Genomic DNA, 3,231 nt, shown 5'->3' on the forward strand with positions numbered 1-3,231 from the left:
GGGGTTGGCTCGAGTGCCGAGCGCGCGGCGTGGCCGTGGGTGGGCGGCGCGGGGCGCCCCCGCCAATACTCCCTCCCAGGGATCCGATTTGACCTCTGCCCCGGGGGTTGGATAAGGTTGAGGGCGAAGTGGCTGGGGAGCGAGAGCATGGCCAGCGTGACCTACGAACACGTTACCAAGCGCTACGGCGACACCACGGCCGTCCACGACCTAAACATCGCCATTGAAGACGGGGAATTTCTCGTCTTCGTTGGCCCCTCCGGCTGCGGCAAGACCACCTCCCTGCGCCTGCTGGCCGGCCTGGAAGAGGTGAGCGCCGGCTCCATCTACATCGGCAACCGCCGCGTGAACGACCTTCCCCCCAAGGATCGGGACATCGCCATGGTCTTCCAGTCCTATGCCCTCTACCCCCACATGACTGTGGCCGAGAACATGGCCTTTGGCCTTAAGCTGCGTGGCCTGCCTAGGGCGGAGATCGAAAGCCGAGTTCGGGGGGTGGCCAAGCGGCTGGGAATCGAACACCTCCTCCACCGCAAGCCCAGGGAACTTTCCGGTGGACAGCGGCAGCGGGTCGCCGTTGGGCGGGCCATTGTGCGCAACCCGGCGGTGTTTTTGATGGATGAGCCCCTCTCCAACCTCGACGCCAAGCTGCGGGTGCAGGCGCGGGCCGAGATCAGCAAGTTACACATGCAACTGGGCACCACCTTCATCTACGTCACCCACGACCAGGTGGAAGCCATGACCATGGGCAACCGCATTGCCGTGATGAAGGATGGCCGCCTGCAACAGGTGGACACCCCCCAGGCCCTCTACAACCGCCCCGCCAACCTGTTTGTGGCCGGCTTCATCGGCAGCCCCTCCATGAACTTCTTCTCAGCCAAGCTGCGGGAGCAAGAGGGCACCCTCTGGGTGGATAGCGGCGCCTTCCGCGTGCCCATCCCCTCCCACCAGGCGGATCCCTATCGGCCCCGCGCCGGCCAGCCGGTCATCTTCGGCATCCGCCCGGAAAACATCCACGATCCCCAGTACCAACCCCCAGGGATCCAACCCGCCCGCGTGCGCGCCAGAGTTGCCGTTGTCGAGCCCCTGGGCTCTGAAGTCCTCCTCCACCTCAGCGCCGCCGACCCCGAAGGGATCCTCCCCGAGCAGGAGTTTGTGGCCCGCGTGGATCCCCGTACCCAGCTTCGCGTCAACCAATGGGCAGAAGTGATCTTTGACATGGATCGCTTCCACCTCTTTGACCCGCAAACCGAGGAGCGGCTGGGATAACGCTAAAAAGCCCCCGGAAAGCTAGGGGGCTTGGAAAAGCTGCTAACTGCAGTCGCCCTTACCGTAGCGGCGAGTTTAGGAGAATCACCAGGCGCTCTTCCAAAAACTTCAGGTTGGCCAACACTTGGCTAAACGCTTCTTCCTGCGTCCAGTCCATAATCTCCATGGTTTTGTGAACCAGCGATTGCACCGGCACCGGCAAGGGGCCGAAGACATCCACCAGCCAGCGCACCGAGAAAGGATCGATGGTAATGTTCCCCTCAGCGCCCGGCCAGCCGTTGATGTTGACAGGCCCGTTGTCGCGAATGGCGTTGAGAAACGCCTGCTTGGCATCCAACCTCACCAAAAGCGGGTGGGCTTGTACAGTGCCATTCCACCATTCGTCGTTCGTAAACGGCTCAGCTTTGGGAACACCGGGGTGCCCACACCAAAAGTCGATCAGGCGGGTCATGTTGGGGAAAACCAGCTCGATGAAGTGAAGCTTTTGCTCCTCGCTTAACTTATTGATTTGCCGCATCGTGTAGGGCACCGGCTTGGTCAAAACCCTCTCCACCTTCCACTGCTGCCAGTTCACCATGCTAATAAACTCAAGGCCGGCCTGCCTTAACATCTCGAACACCTGCGGCACCGTAAAGCCCTTGTCGCTGCGCAGCAGGAAATTGGCCAGAATTCCCCCTGTGGTTTTGATGGCATCGCCGTTCCAGTGGCTCTTCACAAAACTGGCATCGGTGAGAGCTTCCATCACCTCCCGCAGCAGCGGTACAGCTTTGGCCGCTGGCTCATCCATCACCCCCAGCAGCTCCATCGCATCCTGCATGTTGAAGATAAACTGCCGCTGATAAAGGCTGTGCACATTGGTGCGAATGATCCCATCAGGCTTGAGCACCTGCCGCATGCCTTTCAAGCCGGCCACCGGGTCGTCCAGCAGGTAGAGAACGTCGTTGCAGGCGATAAAATCAAACTCCTCCCCCAGCGCCGTCATGTCGGTAATGTCCATAACATGAAAGCTGGCGTTCTCGATCTTGTGGAACTTGAAGCGCTGCTCCGCCAGCTTGACGGATTCAGGTGAAATATCTACTCCCACATAGCGAGCGCCGGGGTTGGCAGTTGCCAAAACCAAAGTTTCCCAGCCGGAGCCACAGCCGGCATTGAGCATCACCTTGCCTTCCGGCAGTACCACCTTGCGATCCCGCAGATACCTGGCTGTTGTGAGGCTGTTGGCAAACAAGGCCAGGTTGTCGGTAACCGTCTGCTCAATCGGCACATTTGGGTAGGGAAACTCGTCAAACTGCGCCTGGACGGGGTTGGACACAACTTTCTCTGCCATGGCGGCCTTCCTGTGTTTTTAGGTATCCCAAACTCTTAGCACGCACCCTATCGTACTGCACAGCCAGCAACCTATTGGCCTCTCCGGCGTTCCTCTGGCCTTAAAGCTAGGTAACCTTTGCTGGTAGCTTTATTTATGGTACTGCCTCAGTATTGGCTTGCCGTCCTCATTGAGGCAGGAACTTATTCTGTCAAGGGGTTTTTTTCTATGGGCTCACGCAGGCGCCTGTTGCTGTTGGCGGTAACTTTTCTCTTCGGGATCCTGGCAGCCTGCGGCCTGGCCACGGGGCCTGGCTTGATCAGCCGGCCAGAGACGCCCTCCTCCACCCCTGCCGCTTACTACGACGGCAACCCCCAATCGGTAACCATCCGCGATGCCGCCATCGCCTTTGCCATCGCCAGCGGGATCACCCAGCCCAGCCAGATTGTTAGCTTTGTCAACAACGTTTTGCGGGTGCAGCCTCCCATAACTTTGGCTGAGGTGACCACGGCCAACCCCAACCCAGTTGCCATTTCTGACTTCGATGGCGACGGCAGGGGGGGAACGATTCGCGACGCGGCCATCTTGTTTGCCATTGCCACTCTGCGAACCCGCGACGCCAACCGCATCAACGATTTTGTCAACAATGTGCTGCG

The 3,231-nt window shown here is 59.8% G+C and carries 2 protein-coding genes and 1 pseudogene; 2 read left to right on the top strand and 1 reads right to left on the bottom strand.

Going from position 1 to position 3,231, the window contains the following annotated elements; genetic code table 11:
• The first annotated feature begins 147 nt into the window (after positions 1-147).
• Positions 148-1,269, top strand: coding sequence for an ABC transporter ATP-binding protein (locus tag NW841_RS12455; protein ID WP_414386665.1), 1,122 nt, complete (start codon positions 148-150; stop codon positions 1,267-1,269).
• Between the two features lie 58 nt (positions 1,270-1,327).
• Here the strand turns inward: NW841_RS12455 and NW841_RS12460 are convergent, their stop codons facing one another.
• Positions 1,328-2,596, bottom strand: a complete 1,269-nt coding sequence (locus tag NW841_RS12460; RefSeq protein ID WP_414386667.1) for a class I SAM-dependent methyltransferase — start codon at positions 2,594-2,596, stop codon at positions 1,328-1,330.
• A 207-nt stretch (positions 2,597-2,803) separates the two neighbouring features.
• On the opposite strand from NW841_RS12460, the pseudogene NW841_RS12465 reads away from it, so the two are divergent.
• Positions 2,804-3,231, top strand: a pseudogene (locus NW841_RS12465) (peptidase M8); the annotation flags it as partial.

Source organism: Synechococcus sp. H60.3 (genome assembly GCF_047462295.1).
Lineage (GTDB): Bacteria > Cyanobacteriota > Cyanobacteriia > Thermostichales > Thermostichaceae > Thermostichus.

Excerpts from the sequence above, each read along its gene's own strand:
- NW841_RS12455 (WP_414386665.1), top strand. The coding sequence starts at position 148 with ATGGCCAGCGTGACCTACGAACACGTTACCAAGCGCTACGGCGACACC.
- NW841_RS12460 (WP_414386667.1), bottom strand. The coding sequence starts at position 2,596 with ATGGCAGAGAAAGTTGTGTCCAACCCCGTCCAGGCGCAGTTTGACGAG.